This window comes from Methylobacterium sp. Leaf85, assembly GCF_001422125.1.
Classification (GTDB): domain Bacteria; phylum Pseudomonadota; class Alphaproteobacteria; order Rhizobiales; family Beijerinckiaceae; genus Methylobacterium; species Methylobacterium bullatum.
Genome location: NZ_LMME01000001.1, coordinates 485028 through 509391, shown reverse-complemented (window position 1 = coordinate 509391; position 24364 = coordinate 485028). Strand labels below are relative to the sequence as shown.

The following is a 24364-nucleotide window of genomic DNA, read 5'->3' as shown; positions in this document are numbered from 1 at the left end:
TATACCGCACCGGCGCCCGATGGAACGATGCGGCCCGCATGGCGGCTCGCTGTCGACCGGCTTGCGCACGGGGGCGAGTTGTCCGACATGCTCGCTTCGAACGGCTCGGGGCTCTTCCGGGCACCGCCTCTCCAAATCCGATGCGTCTGATGAGCGACCCGATCGACCGGCGGCCCGGCGAAGAGACCGTCACGCTGCCCGCCTCCCACGATGCAGGGCTCTACTTCATCGGCCGTGTCCGGACCCCGTGGGCGACCCGCGCGGAATGCCCCAAGAACGGGCTTCAGACCGACGCCATCTGCACGCTGGAGGTCGATGCCACCTTCGCCCCCGGCTTGCAGAACGTGGAGGGGGCGAGCCACCTCATCGTGCTCTACTGGATGGACCGGGCCGCCCGGGACATCGTGCGCCAGAGGCCGCGCCATGCGGAGGGCAGCCGGGGCACGTTCTCCCTGCGCTCGCCGGCGCGCCCGAACCCCATCGCGCTCTCGGTGGTGGAACTCCTCGGCATCGACGGAGCGACCCTGAGCGTCCGGGGGCTCGACTGCCTCGACGGCACGCCGCTCCTCGACATCAAGCCCTATTACGCCACGACGGATTCGCGGCCGGGCGCCACCGTCGACAGGGCCGGCACGGCGAAGACCTCGGAGGTATCGAAGACATTGGAGGGATCGACGACATCGGAGGTATCCAAGACATCGGACTCGCCGGGAGCAACCCGATGAAGGCCCTGCGTCTGGGCATTGCCGGGCTGGCCGTCCTCGGTGTGGGCTTCGCCGTCGGATGGGTCGAGAAGCCCTCGCGTCTCAACGCCCGGCTCTACGCCACGGACCGGCTGCCTTCGATCCAGGCCCATCTCGACGATGCACCGAACGGCTACATCCTCCTCGCCGGCGATTCGCAGGCCGAGTTGCAGAGCCCGGCCCAGCGGGTCTGCGGTACGGAGATCGTCAATGGCGGCATCAGCGGCGCATCGGCTTCGGTCTATGCCGATCTCGTGGCCAAGCTGTCGGTGAAGACCCGCGCCCGCGCGGTGGTGGTCTTCATCGGAACCAACGACCTGCAGCGGAAGAAGGAGCCGTTGTCCGACAGGACCGCCCGGGGCTTCGACGACGCGGTGGAGCGGATCGTGACGCGGCTGCAGGCCGGCAGCGACCGTGTCGTGGTCGCCGCCGTTCCGCCCATCTCCCGTTCGGTGGAAAAGCGCCTCGAACCGGCGGCGGTCGTCGCGTACTCCGCGCGGATCGAGGCCCTGTGCCGGCGTCTCTCCTGCCGGTACGTGGACCCCTACGCGGATCTGCGCGACGGCGACACCGGGTTCGCCCTGCCCGGCGCCTTGCGCGACGCTCTGCACATCACCGATTATCGCCGCGTCATGCGGGCCCTGGAGCCCGCACTCTGCGCCGCAGCGCCCTGATCAGGCCTCGGCGTGATGGCCCGCCGCCGGGGCCGTCGATGCGCCGCCCGCGGGGCGATCCCCCTTCGGAGCCTTGATGCGGTACCAGCCGACATAGAGCGCGGGCAGGAAGAACAGGGTCAGGAAGGTGGCGGCGATGATGCCGCCGATCATGGCGTAGGCCATCGGCCCCCAGAAGACCTCCCGCGCGATGGGGATCAGGGCGAGGCTCGCCGCGCCAGCGGTGAGCAGGATCGGCCGCATCCGGTGGCAGGTCGCCTCCACCACCGCGTCCCATGGGGTGTAGCCCTCGCGGTCGTACTCGTCGATCTGCATCACCAGGATCACCGAGTTGCGGATGATGATCCCGATGAGCGCCAGCACGCCGAGGATGGCGACGAAGCCCAGCGGCTTGCCGAAGGGCAGCAGGATCGCCACCACGCCGATGAGGCCGAGGGGCGCCACGCTCGCCACCAGGAACAGCTTCTGGAAGCTCTGGAGCTGGATCATCAGGAACATCGCCATGGCGAGCAGCATCACCGGCGCCACGGCCGCGATGGGTCCGCTGCCCTTGGCGCTCTCCTCCACCGCACCGCCGACCGCGAGGGTGTAGCCGTCCGGCAAGGTCTTCTCGAACGCCTTGATGGCCGGATCGAGGGCGTTGACGATGGTGGGCGCCTGGGTGTCGTCGACGATCGCCGCCCGCACCGTGATAGTGGGCAGGCGGTCGCGGCGCCAGACGATGGGCTGTTCGAGTTCGTAGCTCACGGTGGCGAAGGCCAGCAGGGGCACGACGCTCCCGTTCGACAGCGGCACCTGCAGGCTTTGCAGCGTCTCGACGGAGTTGCGTTCCGCCGCCTGGGCGCGGCCGACCACGTCCACGAGGTAGATCGAGTCGCGCACCTGCGTGATCGAGCGACCGCCAACGATGCCGTTGAGGAGCCCGGCGATATCCTCCGAGGTGACGCCCAGCTGGCGCGCCTTGTCCTGGATGATGTCGACCTTCAGCACCTTGCCGGGCTCGTTCCAATCGAGGTTCGGCAGGCCGACATTCGGGCTCGATGCGACGATGTTGCTGAGCTGGAGCGCGAGGCCGCGCACCTTCTGGAGATCGGGCCCGCTCAGCCGGTACTGGATCGGTCGGCCCACGGGGGGACCGAGGTCGAGGGAGTGGACGAAGACGTCGGTGCCGACGAATTCCTTGGCCGCCAGCGCCTCGAATTTCTGGATCATCTTATCGCGGGCCTCGAGCGAGGAGGTTACCACGATGATCTGGCCGAAGAACGCGTTGCCGAGCTGCTGGTCCAGCGGAAGATAGAAGCGCACCGCGCCCTGCCCGACATAGGAGCTCCAGCGCAGGATCTCGGGATCGCCCTTCAGCGTCGCCTCGAACCGGTCCATCTGGGCCTTGGTCTCGGCGATGCTGGCATTCTGCGGCAAGGTCATGTCCACGAGGATCTCGGGACGGTCGGAGGCCGGGAAGAACTGCTGCTGCACGAACTGGATGCCGTAGAGCGACAGGCCGAGCAGGCCGACGCAGAAGGCCACGGTGGTCCAGCGGAACCGCATGGCCGGCAGCAGCAACGCGCGGAAGGTGCGAAGCAGGAAGCTCGGCTTGTCGTGGTGCTTCTTGATCGTCTTCGGCAGCAGCTTCACACCGATGAGCGGCGCGAACAGCACCGCCACGACCCACGAAATCAGGAGAGAGGCCGCGATAACCACGAACAGGCTGTAGGTGTATTCGCCGGCCGCCGAGCCGTTGAAGCCGATGGGCAGGAAGCCCGCCACGGTGACCAACGTGCCCGTGAGCATCGGGAAGGCGGTGGAGGTATAGGCGAAGGTCGCCGCCTTCTTCAGGGTGTCGCCCACCTCCAGCCGTGCGACCATCATCTCGACGGTGATCATGGCGTCGTCGACGAGGAGGCCGAGCGAGATGATGAGGGCGCCGAGCGAGATGCGCTGCAGCGTGACGCCCATCACCTGCATCACCACGAAGACCACGGCGAGGACGAGAGGGATCGAGAACGAGACCACGAGCCCCGCCCGCCAGCCGAGGCTGATGAAGCTGACGCCCAGCACGATGACCACGGCCTCAATGAGGGCCTTGGTGAAGCCGCCCACCGCCTCCTCGACGATCTTGGGCTGATCCGAGACGAGGTGGATGCCGACGCCGTAGGGCAGCTCGCCTTCGAGCTTCTTCATCCGCGCCTTGAGGTCGTGGCCGAAGGTCAGCAGGTTGCCCGAGGGCTGCATGGCGATGGCGAGGCCGATCGCCGGCTGGCCGTCGAACCGGAACAGGGCCGTGGGCGGATCGGTGAAGCCGCGCGAGATCTCGGCCACATCGGAGAGGCGGAAGAAGCGGTCGTTCACCCGCAGGTTGATGGTCCTGAGACTGTCCTCGGAAATGAACTGGCCGCCGACCCGCACGGAGACGCGCTCGGGGCCGGCCTGGATCACGCCGGAGGGGGCGATGGCATTCTGAGCCTGCAGCGTTGCGATGACGGCGGCCTGGTCGACGCCGAGGCCGGCGAGCTTGCGGGTGGAGAAGTCGAGGTAGATGACTTCGTCCTGCGCGCCAAGGAGCTGCATCTTGCCGGCATTGTTGACCTTCTTCAGGTCGGCCCGCACCCGCTCCACGTAGTCGCGCAACTGGCGCATCGAGACACCGTCGGCGGTGAACGCGTAGACGTTGCCGAAGACGTCACCGAACTCATCGTTGAAGAACGGCCCCTGGATCCCCTGCGGGAAGGTGCTGCCGATATCGCCGATGCGTTTGCGCACCTGATAGAAGATGCCCGGAATCGTCTTCGGCGGCGTCGTCTCGCGCAACTGGACGAAGACCGTGGTCTGCCCCGGCGTGGTGTAGCTGCGGCTGAAATCGACGGCGTCGATCTGCTGCAATTCCTTCTCGATCCGCTCGGTGACCTGATCCAGCGTGTCGCTGATCGTGGCGCCGGGCCAGCGCGCCTGCACGATCATGGTCTTGATGGCGAAGGGCGGGTCTTCCTCGCGGCCGAGCTTCTCGTAGGCGAGGAAGCCCGCCAGCATCGAGATCAGCATCAGGAACCAGACGAAGGAGCGATGCTCGAGCGCCCATTCGGACAGGTTGAAGTTCTTCACGGGCGGCTCTCGCGTGAGGCTGTTCGGGTCGGCGCGGCTCTAAACCCAGCGCGGGGCGGCAGCTATTGCGGCTTGTCGGACAGGCGGACGCGCTGGCCTTCGCCGAGACTGCGTGCGCCCGCGAGGACGACACGGTCCCCCGGTTTCAGTCCCTCGGTGACGGACACGCGCTGGTCGTTTCGTTCCGCCAGGGTGACGTCGCGGCGGGACACGGAATCCCCGGCCTCGTTCACGATCCAGACCGCGCTTCGACCATCGGCCTCGAACACCGCCGTCGCCGGCAGCTGGAACCGCGCTTTCATGTGGCGCGAGAGCCCGACCGTGATGGTGGAGCCGAGACGGAACGCCTCCGGCGGGTTGAGCAGGGTCATCCGAATGCGCCGGGTGCGGGTCTTCTGGTCGGCGAAGGGCGAGATCTCGCGGACTTTGCCCGTCGCCGTCACGTCGGGGGCGCTCTGGAGCGCCACGGTGAAGACCGCGTCCTTCGGCATGGCGCCGACCAGATCCTCGGGGATGTCGACCACGGCCTCGCGCTCCTCGGGCCGGGCCAGGGTCGCCACCGCCTGCCCCGCCGAGAGCACCTGCCCCACTTCCGCGCTGCGGACGGTGACGACGCCGTCGAAATCCGCATGCAGCTCGGTATAGCCCATCTGGTCGCGGGCCTTCTGCAGGTTGGCCTGGGCCTGGGCGAGACGGGCCTGGGCGGTGTCGCGGCTCGCCACGGCGCTGTCGAGCCGTGCCTGGCTGACATTGCCGTTGGCGATCAACCGCCGCTGGCGCAACTCCGTGGCGCTGGCATTCTCCGCCTGCGCCGTGGCATCGGCGAGCTCCGCCTCGGCGCGGGTGAGAGCGAAGCGGGTGACGATGGGGTCGAGGGCGGCGATGCGCTGGCCCTTCTTGACGACATCGCCCATCGTCACGTCGCGGGCGATCATACGGCCCGCGATCTGGAACCCGATCTCCGATTGATATCGGGGGGCCACGAACCCGGCGAAGGGCCCGAACACGATGGTGTCGACGGGCTTGGCCTCCGTATAGAGCACGGGCCGCACCGGCGGCGGTCCGGCCTCCTCCTCCGCGCCATGGCAGGCGCCGAGGCCGGACAGGGCCACCCCGATCAGGGCGAGGCGGATGCCGGAGCGGATCATTGGGCGATCTCCTCGGCGACGGCGACGGTCTGGCCCGGCCGGAGGAACTGGATGCCGGCGACGACCACCTCCTCGCCCGGCTCGACACCGCCGGACAGGGCGATGGTGTTGGGCGAATACCGGTCGATGGTCACGTTGCGCGGGGCGACCTTGCCGCTGGCCGGATCACGCACCCACACGGCGGGGCCGTTATCCCAGCGGTAGAGCGAGGACCAGGGCAGGACGATGGCCGTCTGCGGCCTGAACTTGCCGGTGCCGATGACGATGGCCCCGAGGGACATGGCGGCGGGCGTGTCCTTCAGGCCGACCTTGACCCGCACGGTGCCGGAGGCGGCGTCCACGCTCGGCGAGATCTCCCGCACCGTGCCGACGGTCCGCACCTTCGGGTCCGCCTGGAGGGTGATCTCCACCTGCTTGCTCTCGGGCGGGGTCGCCAGCACCGCCTCGAACACGTTGAACACCGCGTCGCGCGGCCCGTCCTCGGCCATGGTGAGAACGGTCTGTCCGGCCTGGACCACCTGGCCCACCTCGAAGCTGCGGCTGAGCACGATGCCGTCCACGCCCGCCTTCAGGTCGGTATAGGAGAACTGCTCCTGGGCGGTGCCCAGGGCCGCCTTGGCGGATTCCACCGAAGCCTGGGTCGTGCGGAGCTGCTGCTCGGCGTCGTCATAGCTCGGCCGCGTGGTGTATCCGCTGGAGAGCAGCATCTCCTGGCGCTTGAAATTGACCTTGGCCTGGGTCAGCAGCGCCTCGGCGGAGGTCAGCGCGGCCTGGGCGTTGTTGAGGTTGGCGCGTTGCTCCTGCGGATCGAGCTTGGCCAGAACCTGGTCGGCGGTGACGTGATCGCCCACTTCCACCAGACGCACGGCGATCTTGCCGTTGTTGCGGAAGGCCACGTTCACCTGCGACTGGGCCTGGATGTCGCCGGTGAAGACGAGATCGGCCGCGATGGTGCTGCGCTCGGCCTTCGCCGTGCGGACGGTGGCGAGGCTCTTTTTCGAGGAAGTCGGGCCGGGTTGGGCGGTTTCGTCCTTCGCCTGCGCCGGGAAGCAGACCAGGGCAGCGAAGCCGAGGCAGGCCACCGTCCGGGCGCCTCGGTACCGTCGAATGGACATGGTCGGACCAGACACTGTGACCCCATCCCGCAAAAGCTCTATCGAAACGCCTGTCTATCGGTTATCTTACCGACCGTCCAGACGGTTTTTAGGGTGTGAACATGGCGAAGCCGCGCACACGGCGGGAGGATCGGCCGAGCGTCATCCTCGATGCGGCCGAAAGCCTGATCCGTCGCGCGGGCACGCGCACCCTGACAATCGACGCGGTGGCGGCGGAGGCGGGGCTGAGCAAGGGCGGGGTCCTCCACCATTTCTCCTCGAAGGAAGCGCTCATCACGTCCATGGCCGAGCGCAAGCTGAAGGAGGTCAAGGAGGGCATTGCCAAGCTCGAAGCGGAGCAGGTGCCGGGCCCCTCGGCCCTCCCCCTCGCGCTGATCGCCCATGCGAGGCAGGTCTATGCGGAGGAAGAGGGGTTCCCGCGGGCCTTCCTCCTGGCCTCGGCGGAGAATCCCGAGGCATTCGCCGGATTCAACGCCTTCCTCAGCGAACGGCTCGCCGCCCTGGAAAAGATCGAGACCTGTCCGGGAATCGGTGCGGCTTTGGTTTTCTCGACGCTGGGGCTGCTGATCTCCCGGACGCTGGGCTTCCATTCCCTCGAAGGCGCGCAGTTGGAGCGGCTCTTCGACGGTCTCGAAAAGGTGGCGCGCTGCGTGACCGAGGGCGAGATCCCGCCGGATGCGTGCGGGACGCCTTGAGCGGCTTCACGCGAGGGCGGCCATGGCCTGGAAGACGAGGGCGTGGCGGGCGGCCAGGGCGTCGATATCGGTGGCATAGCCGCCGCCGATCACCGCCACGAGGGGAATGCGGCGCCGGCGCGCTTCTCCCACGACGAAGCGATCCCGTGCGGCGAGGCCCGCATCGGTGAGGGCCAGGCGCCCAAGCCTGTCGTCCACGTGCGGATCGACCCCGGCATTGTAGAACACGATGTCCGGCGAGAGCCCGTCGAGGAGGCCCGGCAGATGCGCGCCGAGGACGGCGGCGTAGGCCGCGTCGTCGACGCCGTCGACGAGGCCCACATCGAGGTCGCCGGGGATCTTGCGTGTCGGATAGTTCTTCTCGGCGTGGATCGAGAAGGTGAACAGGTCCGGCGAGCCGGCGAGGCAATCGGCGGTGCCGTCGCCCTGATGCACGTCGCAATCGACCACCAGCGCCCGGCGGATCGTGCCCTCGTCCTGGAGCGCCAGGGCGGCGACCGCGACGTCGTTGAACACGCAGAAGCCTGCGCCGGTCTCCCGCCGCGCATGGTGGCTGCCGCCGGCGGCGCTGCCGGCGAGGCCATGGACCAGCGCGAGCCGCGCCGCCGCGAGGGTGCCGCCCGCGGAGGCACAGGAGCGGGCGACGACGCTCTCGTCCACCGGAAGGCCGATCTCGCGCTCGATCTCCCGCGAGACCGAACAGGACAGGACCGCATCGACGTAATTCGAGCGGTGCGCGCGGTTCAGCAGGGCCGCATCGGCGGGCTCCGGCCTGACGAAACCGGAAGGCGCGAGGCCGAGCTCCGCCAACGTTTCGGCGAGGCGACCGTATTTCCGCATCGGGAACCGGTGCCCGTCCGGCAGGACGGCCTGATAGGCGGGGTGGACGACGATGGGCGGAATCATGTCGTGTCGGCGATCTGCCACGTCTCGGTCACACCGGCCCCTTCCCTGCGACGAGGAGCCGATCGACTCCGCATTGCTGTCATACGACTGAAACAGCCTGCCTGTTACGGCCTCGGGCAGGGGCTGGTTCCGTCAGGCGGCGGATGCCCGGAGGGAGCACGGCATGATCGGCAGCATCGAGACCGGCGCGATCGTCGCGCTCTCGCTCTGTGCCGCGCTGACCCTGGTCAATTGTCTCAGCATCGCCATCGCCGCATGGCGCATCGGCCGCAACCGCGGCACGCCGAGCTTTCCCAGCGCCGCGCCGATCTCCCTCGTACGCCCGGTCTGCGGCCTCGAAGCGTTCAGCGAGGAGATGCTGGAGCGCGGCTTCCATCTCGCCCACCCGGATTACGAACTGATCTTCTGCGTCGCCGACGGGCGCGATCCCATCGTCCCGCTCCTGCACCGCCTGATGGCGGCCCATCCGGCGGTGCCGGCGCGGCTCATCGTCGGCGACGAGCGGATCAGCGACAATCCCAAACTCAACAATTGCGTGCGCGGCTGGGAGGCGGCCCGCCACGACTGGGTGGTATTGGCGGATTCCAACGTCCTGATGCCGCCGGACTACCTGCAGCGGCTGCAGGCCTCGTGGCGGCCGGATACGGGCCTCGTCTGCTCGACGCCCATCGGCGCACGGCCGCACGGCTTCTTCGCCGAACTGGAATGCGCCTTCCTCAATACGCTCCAGGCGCGCTGGCAATATACCGGCGAGAGTCTCGGCCTCGGCTTCGCGCAGGGCAAGAGCATGCTCTGGCACAAGCCGTTCCTCGACGGGCGGGGCGGCATCCGGGCGCTCGCCGCCGAGATCGCCGAGGACGCGGCGGCGACCAAGCTCGTGCGCGCGGCGGGCAAGCGGGTGCATCTCGTGGCCTCGCCCTTCGACCAGCCCCTCGGATTCCGGACGTTTCGTGAGGTCTGGTCGCGGCAGGTGCGCTGGGCGCGCCTGCGCCGGGTCACCTTCCCGCATTTCTTCGCGCCCGAGATCGGCTCGGGCGCGGTGCTTCCCTTCGCCATCGCGGCCCTCGCGGTCCCGGACGCTCCGGTCATGATCGGCGTCGTCGCCATGGCCATGCTCTGGTACGGGGCCGAGTATACGCTCGCCGCCCGCGCCGGGTGGCACCGCTCTCCCCGGCTCCTCCTCGCCTTCCTCCTGCGCGACGCGATCCTCCCCGTCATGTGGGCGAGCGCCTGGATGCAGAGCGCCATCGTCTGGCGCGGTAACGCCATGGACATCCGCCCCAAGGAGACGCCCCGCCTGCGCACCCGCGCCACGGCGGCGTGAGGCCGGATACGGGCTTCGCACGCCCTATTTCTCTTGCGGCAAAACTCTTGCTTGGCCATTCCCGACGGCAGCCTTCGCCGATGACGGGAACCCACCATGCAAAGCGAATCCACCGGCCTGCATAAGGGCCTGAACGCCTTCCATCTCTGGGGCATCGCCGTCGGCCTCGTGATCTCGGGCGAGTATTTCGGCTGGAGCTATGGCTGGGCCAGCGCCGGAACGCTCGGCTTCCTGGTGACCACGACCTTCATCGCGGCAATGTACGTCGCCTTCATCTTCAGCTTCACCGAGCTCACCACGGCCATTCCGCAGGCCGGCGGCCCCTTCGCCTATAGCCGGCGCGCCTTCGGGCCCATCGGCGGCTGCATCGCGGGCTACGCGACGTTGATCGAGTTCGTCTTCGCGCCCCCCGCCATCGCGCTCGCCATCGGGGCCTATCTCAACGTCCAGTTTCCGGGCCTCGACCCGAAACATGCGGCGCTCGGCGCCTACCTGATCTTCATGACCCTCAACATCGTCGGCGTGCAGATCGCCGCCACGTTCGAGCTGTTCGTGACCATCCTGGCGGTGGCCGAATTGCTGGTCTTCATGGGCGTCGTCGCCCCGGCCTTCAGCTTCTCCAATTTCGCCGCCCATGGCTGGGCCGGTGAATCCACATTCAGCCTCGCCGCAATCGGCGGCATGTTCGCGGCCATTCCCTTCGCCATCTGGTTCTTCCTCGCCATCGAGGGCGTCGCCATGGCGGCGGAAGAGGCCAAGGACCCCAAGCGCACGATCCCCATCGCCTATATCACCGGCGTCCTGACACTCACCGTCCTCGCCTTCGGCGTGATGATCTTCGCCGGCGGCTCGGGTGACTGGCGCACCCTGAGCAACCTCAACGACCCGCTGCCCCAGGCCATGAAGACGGTGGTGGGCGAGTCGAGCGGCTGGCTGCACATGCTGGTCTGGCTCGGCCTGTTCGGCCTCGTGGCGTCGTTCCACGGCATCATCATGGGCTATTCGCGCCAGATCTTCGCCCTCGGTCGCGCCGGCTACCTCCCCGGGTTCCTGGCCAAGGTGCACCCCCGCTTCCAGACCCCCCACGTGGCGACCGTGGCCGGCGGCCTCGTCGGCATCGCCGCCATCTACAGCGACAACCTCATCGAGATCGCGGGCCAGTCCCTCACCGCGAGCATCGTCACCATGGCGGTGTTCGGCGCGCTGGTGATGTACGGGATGAGCATGGCGGCCCTGTTCAAGCTACGCCGCAGCGAGCCCGGCCTCGCCCGTCCCTACCGAGCGCCGTTCTTCCCCGTCGCCCCCGCCTTCGCCCTGGCCATGGCCGGCATCTGCTTCATCGCCCTGGTCGTCTTCAACCCGATGATCTTCGCGATCTTCCTGGCCGTGATGGTGGTCGCGGTCGCCGCCTCGCATTTCCTGGCAAAGCCGGTGGAGACCGCTCCCGCCGCGACGCTCGATCCGGTCATCTGAGGAGCTAATTGAGACGTTTCTCCAATGCTTTACCTCATCCTGAGGTGCCGCGCAGCGGCCTCGAAGGAGCCTTCCAGGGATCGCTTTGGTTTCTGGAGAGCTCCTTCGAGGCCCTTTGCTCCAGCAAAGGGCACCTCAGGATGAGGAGGTCTGCTTGGACGATCGCCTTTGGCGGATGATCGACGTCGACATGAGTATTCGCTGAGAAATCCAATCAAGCAGGATCTGAGGGCATAGGGCTCGCATCGATCCCCTCTCTTGGCCATAAGGCGGCGATGAAGATTGGAATCATCGAGGCGGGCGCACCGCCCGCCCGCCTGGCCGAGACCTACCCGTCCTACGGCCGCATGGTGGAGAGGCTCCTCGGCGACCCTGCCGAGGTGACCACCTTCCCGGTGGCGGAGGGGCGGTTTCCCACCTCTCCCGAGGCGTTCGATGCGTTCGTCGTGACGGGATCGGCGGCGGGCGTCTATGACGACCTGCCGTGGATCGCGCCGCTCAAGAGCTTCCTGCGCGACCTCGACGGGCGCGCCAAGCTCGTCGGGCTCTGCTTCGGACACCAGATCCTGGCGGCGGCCTTCGGCGGCACGGTGGAGAAATCGGCCAAGGGCTGGGGCATCGGCCTCCACACCTATGACCTGTTCGAACGCGCGGACTGGATGGACGAGGCGACCCGCGTCTCGGTCCCGGCGATCCATCAGGATCAGGTCGTCGTTCCTCCGGCGGATGCCCGCATCCTCGGCGGCAACGCCTTCACGCCCTACGGCATCCTGTCCTACCCGCAACGCCGGGCGATCTCGTTCCAGGTCCATCCGGAATTCGAGACCGATTACGCCACGGATCTGATTGCCGGGCACCGGCCCGCTCTGCCCCACGACGAGGCGTTTCAGGCAGCCGCCGTCGCCTCGTTGCGCGGCGAGAGCGATGCTCACCGCGTCGGCGGCTGGATCCGCCGTTTCCTGCAATCGAGATAGGGTTTGCCCGCCTCTGGCTCACGGGCCGCGTCGCAGGGGCGATTGGTGCGGGCGGTCGGAATCGAACCGACACTCTGTCACCAGAACCGGATTTTGAGTCCGGCGCGTCTACCAGTTCCACCACGCCCGCAACATGCGCCTCATGGCACAGGATCGCGCGGACGGCCAGAGGGGTTTTGCGGGGAAACCTCGCCGCTACGGTTCCGGCTCGCAAGTCCGGCCGGGTTGTGCTCAAAGGGCCTCGCGCCCTCCCCTTTCGGATAGAAGCCCTTCATGATCCGCCGCCTCTACGAGTGGATACTCGCGCTCGCGGGCAAGCCGTCGGCCCCCTACGCACTCGGTGCGGTGGCGTTCGCGGAGAGCTCGTTCTTTCCGGTCCCGCCCGACGTGATGCTGGTGCCGATGGCGGTGAGCCGACCCGACAAGGTCTGGTTCTACGCGACGATCACCACCCTGTCCTCGGTGGCCGGCGGGCTGCTCGGCTACGCCATCGGCGCCCTGCTCTACGATTCCATCGGGGTCTGGCTGTTCTCGCTCTATGGGCTGAACGAGAAGGCGGCGAGCTTCCAGGCCTCCTACGCCCAGTACGGGCATTGGGTGATCCTGCTGAAGGGGCTCACGCCGATCCCGTTCAAGCTGGTGACGATCACCTCGGGCTTCGCCCATTACGACCTGTTCTGGTTCGTCCTGCTCTCGCTCATCACCCGCGGGGCGCGCTTCTTCCTGCTCGCTGGGCTTCTGAAGCGCTACGGCGTATCCATTCGCGCCGTCCTCGACCGGCATCTGAATGTCGTCGCGGCCATCACGGTGGCCGTCGTCATCCTCGGCTTCGTCCTGTTCAAGGTGCTGCTGTGATCGATTACTCCACCCTTCTCCGCCTTCGCCGGGCTGCGCTGGCGGTCCTGATCGGCTCCGCACTGGCGATCGCGGGCGCCTTCTATTTTCAGTGGGTCCTCGGCTACGTGCCGTGCAAGCTCTGCCTGACGGAGCGCCTGCCCTATTACGCGGCGATCCCGCTGGCTCTCCTGGCCCTGTTCACGCCCGAGCGCCTGACCCGGCTGATCCTCGGGATCGCCGCCCTCGGACTGCTCTACGGGGCCGGCCTCAGTGTCTATCACGCGGGCGCCGAATGGGCGTTCTGGGCCGGCCCGTCCGATTGCGGCGGCGGCAGCGGCGCCAATCCCCGCGATGTCGGCGACTTCCTCGATACCCTGAAGGCAACGCGGGTCGCCGATTGCTCCACCGCCGCCTGGCGTTTCCTCGGCATCTCGCTGGCCGGCTGGAATGCGGCGATCGCCTTCGTCCTGGCCTCCATCGCCGGTACGGCCGCCCTCAAGCGGTGACGAGACGGGGCCGACCTCTCAGTTGAGGTCGCCCGGCAGTGCGGGGAGCGGCGCCACGTCGATTCCCTCCTCCACCAGCGCGCGCGCCTCGGCGGGACTCGCTTCACCGTAGATCGGCCGGGACTCGGCCTCGCCGTAATGCATGCGGCGGGCTTCCTCGGGGAAACGGGGGCCGACATTGTCGGCCGTCCGGGTCACATGCTCGCGCATGGCACGCATCAGGGCGCGCAACTGCCGCTCCGGCTCGGCCATCACCGGCACGTCCGCCGAAGGCACGGCAACGGACGCGCTCGCAGGAGGTTCGACAGTCGAGCGGCTTCGGTCAGGCGACAATGCGACGGTCTTTGCCAGCGCTGGCGCCATCATGGCCTTCGCGACCTTGGTCGAGCCGCAGGCCAGACAGGCCACGAGACCGTCCGCCGCCTGAGCGTCGTAGGAATCGCTCGAGCGAAACCAGCCCTCGAAATCGTGTCCGTTCTCGCAGACGAGCGTGTAGCGGATCATGGGCGGGATCGGACCGGACGCATGCTCACCCGGCCCGCCCGACGCGCTCGACCGTGAAGGGGCGCGCGTGTTTGAGGGCGGGGATCCGCCCCCTCGCCTCGGTGACGCGGGCGAGGTCGATCTCGGCCAGGATCACGCCGGGCTCCGCCCCGCCGGCATCCGCCAGCACCTTGCCCCAGGGATCGACGATAATCGAATGGCCGTAGGTCTCGCGGCCGTCCTCGTGGCGACCGCCCTGGGCGGCCGAGATCATGAACGATCCGGTCTCGATGGCGCGGGCGCGGTGGAGCACATGCCAATGCGCCTCGCCCGTCTGCTTGGTGAAACAGGCCGGCGCGCTGAGGATCGTCGCCCCGGCTTCCGCCAGAGCCCGGTACAGGGCGGGGAAACGCAGATCGTAGCAGATCGCGATTCCGAGCGGCGCCCACGGCGTCTCGGCGACGACCGCGCAGGCGCCGCCGGTATAGGTGTTGGATTCGCGCCAGCGCTCGCCGTTGGGAAGGTCCACGTCGTAGAGGTGGAGCTTGTCGTAGGACGCGGTGATCGCGCCTTCCGCATCGATGAGGAAGGCGCGGTTCGCGATCTTGTCGCCGTTCCGCACGGCCAGCGAGCCGATATGGACGACGATGCCGCGCTCGCGGGCCACATCGCGCAGGGCGGCGAGGGTCACGTCCTCGTCCTGCTCGCGCACGTTGGCGAACAGGCTGGCTTTGTCCCGCTCCACCAGGGAGGTCATTTCCGGCGTCTGGACGTAGTCCGCCCCCTGGGACGCCGCCTCTCGCACCAGGGCGACGGCGGCATCGCGGTTGGCGAGGGGATCGCGCCCGGACCGCATCTGGACGCAGGCCGCGACGAAGCGGGGCTCCGTCTTGCTCTGTTCCGTCGATGACGCGTCGCTCATGATTGCACTGCCGGCGCCGACAGGAGCGGGTCGAGCTTTCCCGACCGGTCGAGGGCATAGAGGTCGTCGCAACCACCCACATGCGTCTCGCCGATGAAGATCTGCGGCACACTGGTCCGGCCGCCGGCACGCTGGGTCATGGCGAGGCGCGAGCCCGCGATCTTCTCGACGTCGATCTCGGTGAAGGAAGCGCCCTTCTCCCGCAGCAAGGTCTTGGCGGCGGTGCAATAAGGGCACCAGGCTGTCGTATAGATGGTCACCGGAGGCATGGTTTGCTGACGTCCCGCTTCGCTCCCCTCAGCATATAGGGGAACGGCGGTCACCTTCCTACCGACAAGACACCGTCCTGTTACAAAGCCGTCGTCGGGCCGGGGATCACGTCCCGACTCAGGCGGCCAGCAGCTTCTCGACCTCATTGACGAGATCGCGCAGGTGGAAAGGCTTGGACAGGACCTTCGCGTCCTTCGGAGCCTTCGAATCGGGGTTGAGGGCCACCGCCGCGAAACCCGTGATGAACATCACCTTGATGTCCGGATCGAGTTCGGTGGCGCGGCGGGCGAGCTCGATCCCGTCCATCTCCGGCATCACGATATCGGTGAGGAGCAGTTCGAAAGGCTCCTCCCGCAGGCGGTTGTAGGCCGACAGGCCGTTATCGAACGACAGCACGTCATAGCCGGCATTCTGCAACGCCTTGGCCAGGAACCGGCGCATGTCGTTGTCGTCTTCGGCCAGGAGGATCTTCATCTGTCGGTGTCCCGCACCCGTGAGTCGCTGAGTTCATTTCATAAAGCGCAGACTTGGTAAACAAGGTGTTGAGATTGGTGGCCGGGCCACGTGCACAGGGGCACACCGTTCGTTTCACCTCAGGTCGTGTCACAGTGGACACCACCCTCCGCGCACCGCAAAGTGCGGTCATGCGTTTCCCCGTCAGCCCCTGGGCGCCCACGCCGCGATGACCGAGCCGAGCCTCCGCCGGGATGCAGCGAATCCAGGAGATTTCGCGCCACCCTTCGCCATCGACGAACCGAGGGAGCACACGCTTCCGTTCGTGTTCAACACGCCTCATTCCGGTGCGGTCTACCCGAAGGCCTTCCTGGCGGCGTCGCGCCTCGACCCGTTGGCGCTCCGGCGCTCGGAGGACGCCTATGTCGACAGGCTGTTCGCGCCGGTGGTCGATCTCGGTGCGCCGCTGATGCGCGCGAACTTCCCGCGGGCCTATCTCGACGTGAATCGCGAGCCCTACGAACTCGACCCACGCATGTTCGACGGACGCCTCCCGCCCTTCGCCAACACCCGGTCCATGCGGGTGGCCGGCGGCCTCGGCACGGTGCCGAGGGTGGTCGCCGACGGTCAGGAAATCTACCGTGGCCGGTTTCCCGTCGAGGAGGCGGTCGCGCGGATCGAGGAGCTCTACAAGCCGTATCACCGCACCCTGCGCGGTCTCGTTCAGCGCACGGCCCGCGTGTTCGGCCACGCCATCCTCATCGATTGCCACTCGATGCCGTCATCGAGCCTGCTGCGCGAGGAGGATTCGAAGGCCGATTTCGTTCTGGGCGACAGGTTCGGAACGAGCTGCACCCCGGCCCTGATCGCGGCGTTCGAATATCATTTGCACGCGCGCGGCTTCCGCACCCTGCGCAACAAGCCCTACGCGGGCGGCTTCATCACCGAGCATTACGGCGAGCCGAATATCGGCCGTCACGCGCTCCAGATCGAGATCAATCGCGGTCTCTACATGAACGAGGCCACCCTCGCGGTCACGCAGGGCTTCGCCGATCTGGTCTGGATGCTGCGCGAGGTGGTGAAGGTGGTCGCGGAGGAGATGGACAGCCTCACGCCGCGCAGAATGGCGGCCGAATAGGCCTGGGCTTTCGGCCCCCTCACCTCCAAGGTTCGAGCGCGCCTGAACGGCTGCACTGAGCCCGACCCCACCGAAGCCCAACCCCGTCGAAGAATGGATCGCCCAAGAAAAAAGGCCGCTCCGAAGAGCGGCCCGAAGTCTAGGGAGGAAACGCCCAAGAAGGGCTGCGGGACCGCGACGCCATCGCGATCTCGCAATGCACAAAGTAAAGTGCGTCGCACAAAACGCAAGAGTGTTTCGCCGTCGAAAGGCTGCACACCGCGCATGCCCCGCCCGCGTCCGCTGCACCATACGGCGCAGCTTGCAGGTCTCCTCCGTTTTACCTCACGATTCGCTGAGCAGACGGGCGATTTCGGCTTTCAGCGGCTCGGCCAGATCCTTGCGCTCCAGCGCGTAGGCGATGTTCGCGGTGAGGAAGCCGAGCTTCGAGCCGGTATCGTAGGTCCGGCCCTCGTAGCGCATGCCGAAGAAGGATTGCTTCTCGGCGAGTTTGATCATGGCGTCGGTGAGCTGGATCTCGCCGCCGGCACCCTTCTCGCCATGCTCCAGGATCGAGAAGATCTCCGGCTGGAGGATGTAACGCCCGGAAATGATGAAGTTCGACGGGGCGGTGCCCTGTTTGGGCTTCTCGATCATGCCGTTGATCTCGAAGGTCTGCCCGTAGGTCTCGCCGACGCCGACGATGCCGTACTGGTGCGTCTCTTCGGGCTTCACCTCTTCCACGGCGATGACGTTGCCGCCATGGCGCTCGTAGGCCGAGAGCATCTGCTGCATGCAGCCCTTGCTCAGCATGTCGGGCAGCAGCACCGCGAAGGGCTCGTCGCCGACGATCTCGCGGGCGCACCAGACCGCATGGCCGAGGCCGAGGGGGGCCTGCTGGCGGGTGAAGCTCGTCTGCCCGGCGGCCGGGAGATCACGCTTCAACTCCTCGTAGATCGCTTCCTTGCCGCGCTCCTGCAGCATGCGGTCGAGTTCGAAGGCGATGTCGAAATGGTCCTCGATCACGGCCTTGCCGCGGCCGGTGACGAAGATGAAATGCTCGATTCCGGCCTCGCGCGCCTCGTCCACCACATGCTGGACGACCGGCCGGTCGACCACGGTGAGCATTTCCTTCGGGACGGCCTTGGTGGCGGGCAGGAAGCGGGTACCCAACCCTGCGACAGGCAGGACGGCTTTACGAATCGGTTTCATCAAGCGGGACCCGGTCTCTTAAAATGCGGTGGGAACAACCCGGAGGCGGAGAACGATAGCACGTTGTCGCGATCTCGCGAGCAAGAACAAAACCATTTCCACCCCCGACTCAGCCTAACGCGCCGCATGATCACACGGGGGGTTTGAGGTATATCTTCCGCGAAGTCGGCGGGAATGGAAGCGGGGCCATGGCGATTCTGGTGACGGGCGGCGCGGGATATATTGGCAGCCACATGGTTTTGGCGCTGCTGGATGCCGGCCATGAGGACGTCGTCGTCATCGATGATCTGTCCACCGGTTTCGACTGGGTGCTCCCCCCCGAAGTGACCCTCGTGGTGGGCGACGTGGCGGATCAGGCCCTGGTGAAGCGGGTCATCGCCGAGCACGGAATCGACGTGCTGGCGCATTTCGCCGCCAAGATCGTGGTGCCGGAATCGGTGGCGGACCCGCTCGGCTACTATCTCGCGAACACGGTCAAGACCCGGGCGCTCATCGAGGCCGCCGTCGCGGGTGGGGTGAAGCACGTCATCTTCTCCTCCACAGCCGCCGTCTACGGCGAGCCCGAGATCGTCCCGGTACCGGAGAACCTCGTGGCCGCGCCGATCAACCCCTACGGCCGCTCGAAACTGATGAGCGAGTGGATGATCGCCGACGCGGCCAAGGCCCACGGCTTCAGCTACGTCATCCTGCGCTATTTCAACGTCGCCGGGGCCGATCCGCGCGGGCGCAGCGGCCAATCCGCAAGCGACGCCACCCACCTCATCAAGGTGGCCACTCAGGCGGCACTCGGCCGGCGCACCCATCTCAATGTGTTCGGCACGGACTACCCCACCCCCGACGGCTCGTGCCTGCGCGACTACATCCAGGTGTCCGACCTCGCCGATGCCCATTGCGTGGCGATCGCGCATCTGCGCTCGGGCGGCGAGAGCAAGACGCTCAATTGCGGCTACGGGCGCGGCTATTCGGTCCTCCAGGTGATCGAGGTGGTGAAGCGCATGTCGGGCCGCGACTTCGAGGTGAGGCTGGCGCCGCGCAGGCCCGGCGACCCGGCGCAGATCGTGGCGAAGGCCGACCGGATCCGCGACGAATTGGGATGGCGCCCGCGCCATGACGACCTCGATGGGATCGTGGCCCAGGCCCTCGCATGGGAAGAGTCGCTGGCCCGGCGCAACCGCCTATGACAACGCTCCTTCGCGCCGCCCTCGCCCTCTGCGTCCTGTTGGCGACCGAGAGCAGGGCACAGGACGCTGTCCGGGTCCCCGCAACCGCGAAACCCGACATGGCGGCCAACGCATCGTTCCGCAGCTTCATCGATGCCCTGCGGCCCGATGCGGAGGCACGTGGGGTCAGCGCGGCGACCTTCGATGCGGCCTTCCGCGGAGTCTTCTCCCCCGACCCCGGCATTCTCGCCAAAACCACCGCTCAAGGGGAGTTCGGACGCCCCGTCTGGGACTATCTCGTCGGTGCGGTGTCGACCGGGCGGATCGCCAAGGGGCGATCCCAGGCGGCGCGTCTCTCCGGCACCCTGTCGGCGATCGAAGCGCGCACCGGCGTGCCCCGCTGGATCATCCTCGCCTTCTGGGGGGTCGAGTCGGATTTCGGGGCGAGCGGCGGGACCGTCCCGACCATCCGCGCCCTGGCGACCCTGGCCCAGGCGCGCTTTCGCGGGGCGCTGTTTCGCGACGAACTCCTCGACGCCCTGACCATCCTTCAGCGCGGCGACATCGCGCCGGAGGCGATGAAGGGATCCTGGGCCGGCGCCATGGGCCAGACCCAGTTCCTTCCATCGACCTTCCTCAAACATGCGGTGGATTTCGACGGAGATGGCCACCGCGACATCTGGCGCTCCGAGGCCGATGCCCTCGCCTCCATCGCCGGTTATCTTCAAACGCTCGGCTGGAACCGCGACCTGTCTTGGGGCTATGCCGTGACGCTTCCCGGCGGTTTCGACCTGACGAAGTATCGCGCGGACCTGTCGGACTTCACCAGACGCGGCGTTCGCAGGATCGATGGCGAGGCCCTGCCGGCATCGGGGGCGGCCAGCCTGTTCCTGCCCGGCGGTTCGGGCGGCCCGGTCTTCCTGATCACCGACAATTTCGAGGTCATCCGGGGCTACAACACCTCGGATTCCTACGCGCTCGCCGTCGGGCACCTCGCCGACCGGCTCGCCGGCGGGCCGGCCTTGGCGGCGCCCTGGCCGACAGGCGCGGCTCGCCTCGACAAACCGGGCCTGCAGGCACTGCAGAAGGGCCTCGCTACCCGAAACCTCTATGCCGGCGACGCCGACGGCCGCGCCGGACCGAAGCTGCGCGAAGCGGTCCGCCAGTATCAGATCAAGGAAGGTCTCGTGGCCGACGGCTATGCCACGCCCGCTCTCCTCGAACACATCACTTCGCGCCCGTGACTCCTGTCATACGAAGCGTCTTGCTACTCAAGGGGGATACCGGCGACGGGGGACCTGACGAGGTGGCTCGAATTGAGTTTGCCTCGACGATCCAAGACCTTACCTCATCCTGAAGCGCCGCGAAGCGGCCTCGAAGGAGCCCTCCAAGGATCGCATCGGTCTCTGGAACCCTCCTTCGAGGCCCTTCGCCGAGGCGAAGGGCACCTCAGGATGAGGTGGTCGGATCGGAAGACCCGATCGATCCCGATCATCCGCTGAAAGGTTCGATCGAACGCCCGCTTAGACGCGGGGCGGATCGTCGGATAGGATGGCATTGTCTCGTCCTTCGACGATCAGCAGGCAGGTCGCAGCGTGGCATCAAGGACCGTCAAGACCGTACCGAACGGGGCGACCATCGCGGGACGGGTGAAGGACGCCGTTCGTCGCGCCTGTCTCCTCGCTCTGTTCGCGACGCCCCCGCTCTTCTCGTCGAGCCCGTCCGCCGTGGCCCAATGGGGAGATTCCTACGATACCCCTCGCGGCGATTCCTACTACGCGCCGCGCCGCCGCCCCCGCGAGGAGGGTGATTACGGCGCTCGCCAGGCCAATCGGCGCTACACCCCTCCCCCTCAGGAGGCACCGCGCCAGTTCTACTGGCCCTGGGAGGATCGTCCTCAGCAGGTTCAGCCGACCCCCGCGCCCGTGCCATCGGCCCGACCCACCCGGCCGCGGCCGCCGACCATCGGGGAGAGCCAGCGCTCCTACACGAAGCGGCCGCGTCCCGCTCCGGTGATCGCCCAGCCGAAGCCGGTCCAGCCCAAGGCGGAGCCGTCGATCCGCATCGCAGTGTTCGGCGATTCGCTGGCGAGCTATCTCGGACGCGGCCTCGACGACGTGTTCGAGGACAATGCCGATGTGGCGATCCTCGACCGCTCGAAGGCCGATAGCGGCCTCGTCCGGAAGGACGTGGTCGACTGGCCCAAGGCCGCGGAGGATTTCCTCAAGACGAGCCCGAAGGTCGCCTACGCCGTGGTGATGCTGGGCGCGAACGACCGCCAGCCCATCCGCGAGGGGACGGAGAATGTGGACCCGGGGACGGAGCGCTGGCGCGAGATCTACCGCGACCGCGTGGACGCCCTGGCCAAGGTCTTCGCCAGCCAGAAGATCCCCTTCATCTGGGTAGGCGCGCCCCCCATGCGCAGCGAGCCACTGACGAAAGACATCGCCTCGATCAACGACCTGATCCGTGACCGGGTCGCCAAGGCGGGCGGGACTTATGTCGACATCTGGCCGGGCTTCGTCGACGACCGCAACCGCTTCACCATGACCGGCCCCGACCTGGAGGGGCAGGAAGCCAAGCTGCGGACGTCGGACGGCGTGCATTTCACCAAGGCGGGCGCCCGCAAGGTCGCGCATTTCGCCGACGTGGAACTCAAGCGTCTCATGGGCACGAACCCCACGGAAGCGCCTGCCGTCGCGCCCGTGGCGACCTTCCCCGGCCCCCTCCTCGATGGCGAGGCGCCGAAGCTCGACGATACCGCCGCGATCGATCGCCAGATCACCGCGATGCTGCCGAGCCTGCCGGAGCCTCCGGGCATCCCCGCCTTGCCGGTGAAGCCCGCGTTCGGCCCGGTCATTCCCCTCGGCCGCGCCGAAGTGACCCCCGGCGGCACGCTCATCAGCGGACGACCGCGCGATGGCGACGCATCGGGGAACGTGGAGCGGGTGCTTCAGCGCGGCTCGGCGCCGATGCCCCAGCCGGGCCGGGCCGACGATTTCAAATGGCCGCCGGGCTGAGCCCGGCGTGGCGGCACTGAGTTCGAGAAGAGATCAAGTCGCCGGGGCCTGACATAAAGCCGGCCCCGGATTGCTACTTCAGCGCGGCAGGACGCTCGATCCCATCAGCGCCTCGTCGATGGAGCGCGCCGCCTGGCGGCCTTCACGGATCGCCCAGACCACGAGGGACTGCCCACGGCGCATGTCGCCGGCGGCATAGATCTTCTCGTTGGACGTCCGGTAATCGAGTTCGTTGGCGGTGACGTTGCCGCGCTTGTCCATGACGACACCGGACTCCTCGAGCAGGCCCTTGCGGACCGAACCGGCGAAACCGATGGCGAGGAAGACCAGATCGGCCGGCAGGGTGAACTCACCGCCGGGAACGGGCTGGCGCTTCTCATCCACACGGGTGCAGACCACGCCGGTGAGCTTGCCCTTCTTGTTGCCTTCCAGGCGCAGGGTGGCGGCCTGGAACTCGCGCTCGGCGCCTTCGGCCTGGCTCGACGAGGTCCGCATCTTGGTCGGCCAGTAGGGCCAGACCGAGAGTTTGTCCTCGCGCTCGGGCGGACGCGGACGGATGTCGAGCTGCGTCACCGAGAGGGCGCCCTGGCGGAAGGAGGTGCCGACGCAATCCGACGCCGTATCGCCGCCGCCGATCACGACGACATTCTTCGCGGTGGCGAGGATCGGCAACTCGCCGTTGCCCGGCATCGGCTCGGCGCCGACCCGGCGGTTCGACTGGACGAGGAACGGCATCGCGTAATGCACGCCGGCCAGATCCTGGCCGGGGAGCTGCGGGTTGCGCGGGTCTTCGGCGCCGCCGGCGAAGAGCACCGCGTCGAACTCGGCGGTGAGTTCGTCGAGCGGCTTCGTCACGCCGACATTGACGCCGTAATGGAAGGTCACGCCCTCCGCTTCCATCTGCTTCACGCGCCGGTCGATATGGCGCTTCTCCATCTTGAAGTCGGGGATGCCGTAGCGCAGCAGACCACCGGCCTTCGGCTCACGCTCGAAGACATGGACGTCGTGGCCGACGCGCGCGAGCTGCTGCGCCGCGGCCATTCCGGCAGGTCCGGAACCGATGACGGCGACCTTCTTGCCGGTGCGGGTCGCGGGAATTTCCGGCTTCACCCAGCCATTGTTCCAGGCGCGGTCGGCGATGGCCTGCTCGATCGTCTTGATCGCGACGGGCTGGTTCTCGAGGTTGAGGGTGCAGGCTTCCTCACACGGAGCGGGGCAGACGCGGCCGGTGAATTCCGGGAAATTGTTGGTGGAGTGGAGGTTGCGCGCGGCCTCCTCCCAATCCGACTGGAAGACGAGCTCGTTCCAATCGGGGATCTGGTTGTGCACTGGGCAGCCGGTCGGCCCATGGCAGAACGGGATGCCGCAATCCATGCAGCGCGCCGCCTGCTTCTTCAGGTCGTGCTCGTCGAGGGGCAGCGTGAACTCGCGGAAGTGCCGCACGCGGTCCGCTGCGAGCTGATACTTCTGCTCCTGCCGGTCGAACTCAAGGAAACCCGTGATCTTGCCCATGACCTAAAGCCCCACTCACCCAAAGCGCTCCGCACGAAGCGGAGACCGATTCTTCTTTCGCGAGCGAGCTCGCTACGGTCTTATCCAGTTCTCGACGTCGAGCATCGGCACCCGCGAGAACTCACCGACATTGTCCGTCACCAATACACTGCCATCGCAAATCGCGTGCGACGCGATCAGCAGGTCGTTCGATCCAATCGGTGTTCCAGCCGCTTCGAGAAGTCGGCGCAGTTCGCCATAGGTGTAATCGACGGGCACGGAGAGGGATGCGACGGTGATCGCACCCAAAACCGCATCCACCTGCCGGGTCAGGCGTTCGGATCCTTTCCTGGCGGCACCGAAACGCAGTTCCGAGGCCACCACCACACTCGTATAGACGTTCGACTCCCCCACCCGCACAATCGTCTCTCGCAGGAGCCCATTGGGAGCGCGAACGAGGGCCGACAGGATGTTCGTGTCGAGCAGGTAGCGCACTAGAGATCGACCGGCTCCGGAAGTCGGTCCTCGATCTCGGGCCACGCGTCGTCCAGAGGCATGAGGCGCGAAAGGGTCGACAGGAGGGAAAGCTGTCCGACGGCTTCGAGCGTCAGACGGCCGGCCTCCAAGCGAAGGATCGCCTCGTCGCCGGGCAGAGCGAACTCATCCGGGAGCCGGATGGTCTGCTCGTGCCCCTCGCGATGAAGCTTGATCCTCCGTTCGATCATGTATCCCTTCTCCTCAG

At 67.3% G+C, this 24364-nt stretch carries 24 protein-coding genes and 1 tRNA gene; 12 read left to right on the top strand and 13 right to left on the bottom strand.

The window, feature by feature from the left end; all coding sequences use genetic code 11:
• Positions 1-149 precede the first annotated feature (149 nt).
• Both tsaA and ASF08_RS02330 read left to right on the top strand, forming a co-directional pair.
• A complete protein-coding gene (gene tsaA / locus ASF08_RS02335; RefSeq protein ID WP_056140658.1) occupies positions 150-725 on the top strand; it encodes a tRNA (N6-threonylcarbamoyladenosine(37)-N6)-methyltransferase TrmO in 576 nt (191 codons plus the stop codon).
• A complete protein-coding gene (locus tag ASF08_RS02330) occupies positions 722-1417 on the top strand; it encodes an SGNH/GDSL hydrolase family protein (protein WP_056140655.1) in 696 nt (231 codons plus the stop codon). Before tsaA ends, ASF08_RS02330 begins: the two co-directional genes overlap by 4 nt.
• On the opposite strand, the gene ASF08_RS02325 is transcribed toward ASF08_RS02330, so the two are convergent.
• From ASF08_RS02325 to ASF08_RS02315, 3 genes are all read right to left on the bottom strand, one after another.
• Entirely contained in the window at positions 1418-4516 is a 3099-nt protein-coding gene (locus ASF08_RS02325; protein WP_056140652.1) for an efflux RND transporter permease subunit, read from the bottom strand. It abuts the gene before it with no gap.
• Between the two features lie 62 nt (positions 4517-4578).
• On the bottom strand, positions 4579-5664 hold the full coding sequence (locus ASF08_RS02320) for an efflux RND transporter periplasmic adaptor subunit (protein WP_018044968.1): 1086 nt from the start codon (positions 5662-5664) through the stop codon (positions 4579-4581).
• Positions 5661-6779, bottom strand: a complete 1119-nt coding sequence (locus tag ASF08_RS02315; RefSeq protein WP_056140649.1) for an efflux RND transporter periplasmic adaptor subunit — start codon at positions 6777-6779, stop codon at positions 5661-5663. Before ASF08_RS02315 ends, ASF08_RS02320 begins: the two co-directional genes overlap by 4 nt.
• A gap of 101 nt (positions 6780-6880) precedes the next feature.
• Between ASF08_RS02315 and ASF08_RS02310 the strand changes: the two genes are divergently transcribed.
• On the top strand, positions 6881-7474 hold the full coding sequence (locus ASF08_RS02310) for a TetR/AcrR family transcriptional regulator (RefSeq protein WP_056140646.1): 594 nt from the start codon (positions 6881-6883) through the stop codon (positions 7472-7474).
• A gap of 6 nt (positions 7475-7480) precedes the next feature.
• Here the strand turns inward: ASF08_RS02310 and ASF08_RS02305 are convergent, their stop codons facing one another.
• Positions 7481-8380 carry a histone deacetylase family protein gene (locus ASF08_RS02305; protein ID WP_200931814.1) on the bottom strand — a complete coding sequence of 300 codons (900 nt, stop codon included), beginning with the start codon at positions 8378-8380 and terminating at the stop codon, positions 7481-7483.
• A gap of 163 nt (positions 8381-8543) precedes the next feature.
• Here ASF08_RS02305 and ASF08_RS02300 point away from each other — a divergent pair, with 163 nt between their 5' ends.
• The 3 genes from ASF08_RS02300 (at position 8544) to ASF08_RS02290 (ending at position 12151) form a co-directional block, all read left to right on the top strand.
• A complete protein-coding gene (locus ASF08_RS02300) occupies positions 8544-9704 on the top strand; it encodes a ceramide glucosyltransferase (protein ID WP_056140641.1) in 1161 nt (386 codons plus the stop codon).
• Between the two features lie 96 nt (positions 9705-9800).
• Complete coding sequence (gene eat, locus ASF08_RS02295) at positions 9801-11177, top strand: ethanolamine permease (protein WP_056140638.1); 1377 nt, start codon at positions 9801-9803, stop codon at positions 11175-11177.
• Between the two features lie 275 nt (positions 11178-11452).
• Entirely contained in the window at positions 11453-12151 is a 699-nt protein-coding gene (locus ASF08_RS02290; protein WP_056140635.1) for a glutamine amidotransferase-related protein, read from the top strand.
• Positions 12152-12194: 43 nt separating this feature from the next.
• Here the strand turns inward: ASF08_RS02290 and ASF08_RS02285 are convergent.
• Positions 12195-12281, bottom strand: a tRNA-Leu gene (locus tag ASF08_RS02285).
• Positions 12282-12424: 143 nt separating this feature from the next.
• On the opposite strand from ASF08_RS02285, the gene ASF08_RS02280 reads away from it, so the two are divergent.
• Together ASF08_RS02280 and ASF08_RS02275 are read left to right on the top strand one after the other, a co-directional pair.
• Positions 12425-13006, top strand: coding sequence for a YqaA family protein (locus tag ASF08_RS02280; protein WP_018044975.1), 582 nt, complete (start codon positions 12425-12427; stop codon positions 13004-13006).
• Positions 13003-13494: a disulfide bond formation protein B gene (locus ASF08_RS02275; protein WP_056140628.1), complete on the top strand. Its 492-nt coding sequence runs from the start codon at positions 13003-13005 to the stop codon at positions 13492-13494. The genes ASF08_RS02280 and ASF08_RS02275 overlap by 4 nt, the downstream gene beginning before the upstream one ends.
• A gap of 18 nt (positions 13495-13512) precedes the next feature.
• Here the strand turns inward: ASF08_RS02275 and ASF08_RS02270 are convergent, their stop codons facing one another.
• The 4 genes from ASF08_RS02270 to cpdR all read right to left on the bottom strand — a co-directional run bounded on the left by ASF08_RS02270 (position 13513) and on the right by cpdR (position 15643).
• Complete coding sequence (locus ASF08_RS02270) at positions 13513-13998, bottom strand: DUF1178 family protein (protein ID WP_056140625.1); 486 nt, start codon at positions 13996-13998, stop codon at positions 13513-13515.
• A gap of 25 nt (positions 13999-14023) precedes the next feature.
• Complete coding sequence (locus ASF08_RS02265) at positions 14024-14899, bottom strand: carbon-nitrogen hydrolase family protein (RefSeq protein WP_056140622.1); 876 nt, start codon at positions 14897-14899, stop codon at positions 14024-14026.
• Complete coding sequence (gene grxC / locus ASF08_RS02260) at positions 14896-15168, bottom strand: glutaredoxin 3 (RefSeq protein ID WP_056140619.1); 273 nt, start codon at positions 15166-15168, stop codon at positions 14896-14898. The genes ASF08_RS02265 and grxC overlap by 4 nt, the downstream gene beginning before the upstream one ends.
• Positions 15169-15286: 118 nt before the next feature.
• On the bottom strand, positions 15287-15643 hold the full coding sequence (cpdR, locus tag ASF08_RS02255; protein WP_003603128.1) for a cell cycle two-component system response regulator CpdR: 357 nt from the start codon (positions 15641-15643) through the stop codon (positions 15287-15289).
• Positions 15644-15851: 208 nt separating this feature from the next.
• Between cpdR and ASF08_RS02250 the strand changes: the two genes are divergently transcribed.
• Entirely contained in the window at positions 15852-16760 is a 909-nt protein-coding gene (locus ASF08_RS02250) for an N-formylglutamate amidohydrolase (protein WP_056140616.1), read from the top strand.
• A 324-nt stretch (positions 16761-17084) separates the two neighbouring features.
• Here the strand turns inward: ASF08_RS02250 and galU are convergent, their stop codons facing one another.
• Positions 17085-17951, bottom strand: a complete 867-nt coding sequence (gene galU / locus ASF08_RS02245) for a UTP--glucose-1-phosphate uridylyltransferase GalU (RefSeq protein WP_026176136.1) — start codon at positions 17949-17951, stop codon at positions 17085-17087.
• Between the two features lie 188 nt (positions 17952-18139).
• On the opposite strand from galU, the gene galE reads away from it, so the two are divergent.
• From galE to ASF08_RS02230, 3 genes are all read left to right on the top strand, one after another.
• Positions 18140-19132: a UDP-glucose 4-epimerase GalE gene (gene galE, locus ASF08_RS02240; RefSeq protein WP_056140613.1), complete on the top strand. Its 993-nt coding sequence runs from the start codon at positions 18140-18142 to the stop codon at positions 19130-19132.
• Positions 19129-20355, top strand: coding sequence for a lytic murein transglycosylase (locus tag ASF08_RS02235; protein WP_156629421.1), 1227 nt, complete (start codon positions 19129-19131; stop codon positions 20353-20355). Before galE ends, ASF08_RS02235 begins: the two co-directional genes overlap by 4 nt.
• Positions 20356-20760: 405 nt before the next feature.
• Positions 20761-22131: an SGNH/GDSL hydrolase family protein gene (locus ASF08_RS02230; RefSeq protein WP_056140898.1), complete on the top strand. Its 1371-nt coding sequence runs from the start codon at positions 20761-20763 to the stop codon at positions 22129-22131.
• Between the two features lie 78 nt (positions 22132-22209).
• Here the strand turns inward: ASF08_RS02230 and ASF08_RS02225 are convergent, their stop codons facing one another.
• From ASF08_RS02225 to ASF08_RS02215, 3 genes are all read right to left on the bottom strand, one after another.
• Entirely contained in the window at positions 22210-23643 is a 1434-nt protein-coding gene (locus ASF08_RS02225; protein ID WP_056140607.1) for a glutamate synthase subunit beta, read from the bottom strand.
• Between the two features lie 72 nt (positions 23644-23715).
• Positions 23716-24117 carry a type II toxin-antitoxin system VapC family toxin gene (locus ASF08_RS02220; protein WP_056140605.1) on the bottom strand — a complete coding sequence of 134 codons (402 nt, stop codon included), beginning with the start codon at positions 24115-24117 and terminating at the stop codon, positions 23716-23718.
• Entirely contained in the window at positions 24117-24347 is a 231-nt protein-coding gene (locus tag ASF08_RS02215; protein WP_056140600.1) for a hypothetical protein, read from the bottom strand. The genes ASF08_RS02220 and ASF08_RS02215 overlap by 1 nt, the downstream gene beginning before the upstream one ends.
• Positions 24348-24364: the final 17 nt, after the last annotated feature.